The sequence below is a fragment of the Spirillospora sp. NPDC046719 genome, assembly GCF_040645715.1.
Lineage (GTDB): Bacteria > Actinomycetota > Actinomycetes > Streptosporangiales > Streptosporangiaceae > Spirillospora.
In genome coordinates this window covers 1-5,730 of sequence record NZ_JBEYYT010000521.1, presented here as the reverse complement: position 1 = coordinate 5,730, position 5,730 = coordinate 1, and the positions used below count along the sequence as shown (strand labels likewise).

Annotated in this window: 6 protein-coding genes; 5 read left to right on the top strand and 1 reads right to left on the bottom strand. The window is 71.7% G+C overall.

From position 1 onward, the window contains the following. Positions 1 to 151 precede the first annotated feature (151 nt). Complete coding sequence (aceE, locus tag ABZ914_RS44865; protein ID WP_500200807.1) at positions 152 to 2,941, bottom strand: pyruvate dehydrogenase (acetyl-transferring), homodimeric type; 2,790 nt, start codon at positions 2,939 to 2,941, stop codon at positions 152 to 154. Positions 2,942 to 3,160: 219 nt separating this feature from the next. Here aceE and ABZ914_RS44860 point away from each other — a divergent pair, with 219 nt between their 5' ends. From ABZ914_RS44860 to ABZ914_RS44840, 5 genes are all read left to right on the top strand, one after another. Continuing rightward, positions 3,161 to 3,367, top strand: coding sequence for a DUF1918 domain-containing protein (locus ABZ914_RS44860; RefSeq protein WP_387028484.1), 207 nt, complete (start codon positions 3,161 to 3,163; stop codon positions 3,365 to 3,367). Positions 3,368 to 3,443: 76 nt separating this feature from the next. Then, positions 3,444 to 3,851, top strand: coding sequence for a YjbQ family protein (locus tag ABZ914_RS44855; protein ID WP_500200806.1), 408 nt, complete (start codon positions 3,444 to 3,446; stop codon positions 3,849 to 3,851). Between the two features lie 264 nt (positions 3,852 to 4,115). After that, positions 4,116 to 4,544: a DUF3052 domain-containing protein gene (locus ABZ914_RS44850; RefSeq protein WP_151542502.1), complete on the top strand. Its 429-nt coding sequence runs from the start codon at positions 4,116 to 4,118 to the stop codon at positions 4,542 to 4,544. Between the two features lie 142 nt (positions 4,545 to 4,686). Next, positions 4,687 to 5,145, top strand: a complete 459-nt coding sequence (locus ABZ914_RS44845; RefSeq protein ID WP_190862869.1) for a peroxiredoxin — start codon at positions 4,687 to 4,689, stop codon at positions 5,143 to 5,145. A gap of 73 nt (positions 5,146 to 5,218) precedes the next feature. Continuing rightward, complete coding sequence (locus ABZ914_RS44840; protein ID WP_433150628.1) at positions 5,219 to 5,569, top strand: hypothetical protein; 351 nt, start codon at positions 5,219 to 5,221, stop codon at positions 5,567 to 5,569. The last annotated feature ends 161 nt before the right edge of the window (positions 5,570 to 5,730 follow it).

The window sequence follows — 5,730 nt, the reverse complement described above, 5'->3', positions numbered from 1 at the left end:
GGAGCGAGCGCCAGCGAGCGCAACGGGATGCCCGGCGCGCCGCGCCCCCGCAGCGCAGCGAGCGCCAGCGAGCGGAGCGAGGAGGTGGCGAGCCGCGCAGCCGGGGGGTTCGGGGGGTCGTCCCCCCGGTGGATATCGCCCCCCTGGGAAATCACGCGTCTCCGCCGGTGTTGCTCTCGGCGCTGCCGACGCCGCCGGCGAAGACGTCGCTGACGGCGGCGTCGAGCCGGTAGCGGCGGATCGCCTCGGGCAGCGCCTCCGGCTTGATCTCGCCGTGCCGGGCCAGCCGGGTGAGCACCGCGAGGACGATCGACGCGGCGTCCACGTGGAAGAACCGGCGGGCGGCGGCGCGGGTGTCGGAGAACCCGAACCCGTCGGTGCCGAGGGAGGTGAAGTCCCCGTTCACCCAGGGCGCGATCTGGTCGGGTACGGCGCGCATGAAGTCCGATACCGCGACGATCGGCCCGGCGACGTTGTCGAGCGTCCGGGTGACGTAGGGGACGCGCTGCTCGGCGTCGGGGTTGAGGAGGTTCTGCTCGTCGCACTCGCGGGCCTCGCGGGCCAGCTCGTTCCACGAGGTGGCCGACCAGACGTCGGCGGCGACGCCCCAGTCCTCGGCGAGCATCCGCTGGGCCTCCAGGGCCCAGCGGCCGCCGACGCCGGACGCGAGGATCTGCGCCCGGGGCGGCTCCCCGTTGCCCGTGGAGACCTCCGGCGCGGTCCGGAACCGGTACAGGCCCTTGAGCAGGCCGTCGACGTCGAGGCCCTCGGGTTCGGCGGGCTGCTGGTAGGGCTCGTTGTAGACCGTCAGGTAGTAGAAGACGTTCTCGCCCTGCGGGTGCTCGTCGGACGAGCCGTACATGCGGCGCAGCGCGTCCTTGGTGATGTGCGCCAGCTCGAACGCCCAGGTCGGGTCGTAGTGGACGCAGGCGGGGTTCGCGGCGGCGAGCAGGGGGGAGTGGCCGTCGGCGTGCTGGAGGCCCTCACCGGTGAGGGTGGTGCGGCCCGCGGTGGCGCCGAGCAGGAACCCGCGGCCCATCTGGTCGCCGAGCGCCCACATCTGGTCGCCGGTCCGCTGGAACCCGAACATCGAGTAGAAGATGTAGACGGGGATCATGTGCTCGCCGTGCGTGGCGTACGCGGTGCCCGCGGCGATCGCGGAGGCCATCGATCCGGCCTCGCTGATGCCCTCGTGGAGCATCTGGCCGCTTTCGGCCTCCTTGTACGACAGCAGCAGTTTGCGGTCCACCGCGTCGTAGGTCTGCCCGTGCGGCGAGTAGATCTTGGACGTGGGGAACAGTGAGTCCATGCCGAACGTCCGGTACTCGTCCGGGGCGATCGGGACGAACCGGGCGCCGATGTTCTCGTCCTTGATCAGGTCCTTGAGCAGCCGGACGAACGCCATCGTCGTCGCGACGTTCTGCTTGCCGGAGCCCTTGCGCAGCTCGCTGTAGACCGGGTCGCCGGGCAGCTTGAGCGGCTTGGCGCGCACGACGCGCTTCGGCAGGAACCCGCCGAGGGCGGCGCGGCGCTCGCGCATGTACTGGATCTCGTCGGAGTCCTCGCCCGGGTGGTAGTAGGGCGGCAGCGGCGCCTCCAGGGCCGAGTCCGGGATGTCGAGGTACAGGCGGTCCCGGAACTCCTTCAGCTCGGCCTTGGTGAGCTTCTTCATCTGGTGGGTGGCGTTGCGGGCCTCGAAGTCGGACCCGAGGGTCCAGCCCTTGATGGTGTGCGCGAGGATCACGGTCGGCTGGCCGACGTGCTCGCGGGCCGCCTTGAACGCCGCGTACACCTTGCGGTAGTCGTGCCCGCCGCGCGACAGCTTGCGCAGGTCGTCGTCCGACAGGTGCTGGACGATCTTGCGGAGCCGGGGGTCGGCGCCGAAGAACTTCTCCCGGATGTAGTCGCCGGTCTCCACCGAGAAGGTCTGGAACTGCCCGTCGGGGGTGGTGTTCATCTGGTTGACCAGCACCCCGTCGACGTCCTGGGCGAGCAGCGGGTCCCAGTCGCGGCCCCAGATGACCTTGATGACGTTCCAGCCGGCGCCGCGGAAGAACGACTCCAGCTCCTGGATGATCTTGCCGTTGCCGCGCACCGGGCCGTCGAGCTGCTGGAGGTTGCAGTTGACGACGAAGGTGAGGTTGTCCAGCTCCTCGCGGGCGGCCAGGCCGATCGCGCCGAGCGACTCCGGCTCGCCCATCTCGCCGTCGCCGAGGAACGCCCACACGTGCGAGCGGGAGGTGTCCTTGATCTTGCGGTTGTAGAGGTAGCGGTTGAACCGCGCCTGGTACACCGAGTCGATCGCGGTGAGCCCCATGGAGACGGTGGGGAACTCCCAGAAGTCCGGCATCAGCCGCGGGTGCGGGTAGGACGACAGGCCGCCGCCGGGGTGCGACTGCTCCTGCCGGAACCCGTCGAGCTTCTCCTCGGGCAGCCGCCCCTCCAGGAACGCGCGCGCGTAGATGCCGGGCGCCGCGTGGCCCTGGATGAACACCTGGTCGCCGGACTCGCCGTGGTCCTTGCCGCGGAAGAAGTGGTTGAAGCCGACCTCGTACAGCGACGCGGCCGAGGCGTAGGTGGCGATGTGGCCGCCGACGCCGAGCTCGGGGCGGTTCGCCCGCGACACCATGATCGCCGCGTTCCAGCGGATGTAGGCGCGGATGCGGCGCTCGACGTGCTCGTCGCCGGGGAACCAGGGCTCCGACTCGGGCGGGATGGTGTTGATGAAGTCGGTGCTCCGCAGCCCGGGGACCCCGACCTGCAGTTCCCGTGCCCTTTCCAGGAGGCGGAGCATCACGTAGCGGGCCCTGCCGCGGCCCTCGGTCTTGATGACCGTGTCCAGCGATTCCAGCCACTCCCGGGTCTCGTCCGGGTTGATGTCCGGCAGCTGGCTCGGCAGGCCGTCGCTGATGATCGAAAAGCGTTGACGTCCGGAAGCCACGGGATCCCCTCTGTGCTTGCCGTCTTTGCTGGTGGGGACCCGGCCGCCGTTCGGCGGTCCCGCGGTCCCCGGCGGAGGTGTCTCACCGCCTGGTTTCGTGATCCATCGTCGTCGTTCGTGACGGCTAACGCATCTCTACCAACCGGTAACCATTCTCCCCGGTCAACCGGGGTACGCACCTTTCGAGGACCCGTTTTTCCACAGGAACGGAGGGGAGCCATGAAGGCGCGAATCGGGGACCGGCTGCACGTCCACGGCACCGTCGTGGGCCAGCACGACCGCGTCGGCGAGATCGTCGAGATCCGCGGCGACGGCGGGGGCCCGCCGTACGTGGTCCGGTTCGAGGACGGCCACCAGACGCTCGTCTACCCGGGGCCGGACGCCGTCGTCGAGTCCCGCGAGGCCGCGGGGCACCCCGTCCGGTAGCGGACGGGGATACGCCCGCCCGGATCCGCGCGCGCCGGGATGCGTCCGGCGCCGCGGATCGGGTAGACCTGCGATCATGGAGAGCACCGTGGTCCGGGTGACCACCGGTACACAGGAGGTCGTGCACGACATCACGGCCGAGTGCGGGCGGTTCGCCGGCGAGGCCGGCGGCGACGGCCTGCTGCACGTGTTCGTGCCGCACGCCACCGCGGGCATCGCGATCATCGAGCTGGGCTCGGGCAGCGACGACGACCTGCTCGCCGCGCTCGGCGACCTGCTCCCGGCCGACGACCGGTGGCGGCACCGGCACGGCTCGCGGGGCCACGGCCGCTCGCACGTCATGCCCGCGCTCGTCCCGCCGTACGCGACGCTGCCGGTGGTGGGCGGCCGGCTCGCCCTCGGCACCTGGCAGTCGGTGGCGCTGGTCGACCTGAACGTGGACAACCCGGATCGGCAGGTCCGGCTGTCCTTTCTCCGGGGATGACCGGGGTGAACGGGGGGACAGCCCCCTTCCGAGGGCCCGGGATGACCGTCTCTTGTCACCCTCTGTGGAGATCCTGTGACGACGGTCGCCGTGATCGGGCCAATGAGCCCACCAAAAGCCGGGAAGACACTTGCGCTAGGGGCCCTCACTTGTGTGGACTGTCCCGCAAACACCGCACGGGTGCGGACGGGCCGCCCGAGATGGCGCCTGGATACGAGACATGCGCGGGACACCGTGCGGACTGACGACAATGGGAGGACTTTCGTGAGCGCGACCGCGGGTCAGGCGCAGTCTGAGCGCAGCCTGGCCGAACGGCTCGGCCTCAAGCCGGGCCAGGTGGTGCAGGAGATCGGCTACGACGACGACGTCGACGAGGAGCTTCGCCGCTCCGTCGAGGCCGTCACGGGGACCGAGCTGGTCGACGAGGACTACGAGGACGTGGTCGACATCGTGCTGCTGTGGTGGCGCGAGGAGGACGGCGACCTGTTCGAGGGCCTGACCGACGCGATGATCCCGCTCACCGGCGGCGGCAACATCTGGCTGCTGACGCCGAAGGCGGGCCGGGACGGGCACGTGGAGCCCAGCGACATCGGCGAGGCCGCGCAGACGGCCGGGCTGTCGCAGACGAGCAGCGTCAGCGCCGCGAAGGAGTGGTCCGGAACGCGGCTGGTCGCGCCCAAGGTCCGCAAGTAGCCGCGCGGCCCCGGGCGTCCGCCGAGGCGGCGGGCGACCGGGCCGTCCGGCTCCGGCGGCGGGTGGCAGACTGGGCCCGTCCCCACGCCCGTGGGGGCGCCCACACCCCCCGCCAGGGCGGGGACGATCCGCGGGAGAGGCTTTGTCGGTTGAGGTAGGCGACAGCGCACCGGACTTCGAGCTGAAGGACCAGCACGGCACGCCGGTGAAGCTGTCGGACTTCCGGGGCGAGAAGACCGTCGTCCTGGTGTTCTATCCGCTGGCGTTCAGCGGCGTGTGCACGGGCGAGCTCTGCCAGATCAGGGACGAGCTGCCCACCCTCGGCGGCGACGACGTGCAGGTGCTGGCCGTGTCGGTCGACTCGGTGTTCGCGCTGCGCGCCTGGGCCGAGCAGGAGAAGTACCAGTTCCCGCTGCTGTCGGACTTCTGGCCGCACGGCGGGACGGCGCAGCGTTACGGCGTGTTCGACGAGGAGAAGGGGCTCGCGCTGCGCGGCACCTTCATCATCGACGCGCAGGGCGTGGTCCGCTGGAAGGTCGTGAACGCCATCCCGGACGCACGCGACCTGGACGAGTACCGCAAGGCGCTCGCCGGACTCTGAGCGAAACGGGCCGGTCCCGGCCGTGCGGCGGCGTCCCGCGGCCGGTTCCGGTCCCCGCACCCCTGGAGGTGTGATGCCCTGCTTCCGCTGCGGGGCGCGGCAGACCGACCCCGTGCGCGGGGCGAGCCCGTGGAGGCGCGGTGTCCGGGCGGACCACCAGGTGCTGGTCTGCCCCGGCTGCCAGACCGCCCACGACTGGGCGGACGATCTCGACCGCTGCGCGGTCTGCGGCTCCGTCGCGCTGGTCTGCCGGCTCGGCGAGGTCGAGTGCCGCGACTGCGGCCACACCCGGGAGGCGGTCCGCGACGATCCCCGCCCGGCCGACCTGGTGCCGTCGAGCGCGGGACGCCGGGACGACCGCGGGCTGTCGGAGGAGGTCGCGGCGGCGCTGAGCCGGGTCCTGCGGCGCGGCCCGGCCGGCTGACCGGCGGGTCTTCGGCGAGCGTCCGGCCGCCCGGCCTGCGGCCGACCTTCGGCCGCCCGGGGGGTGCCCGGGGGGGGGGCGCGGGCGCGGCAACCCGCCGGGCGGGGAGGGCGCCGGGGGGGCTGCCACATGATCAAAAGGCTTATAGGGGGTTTTGGGTT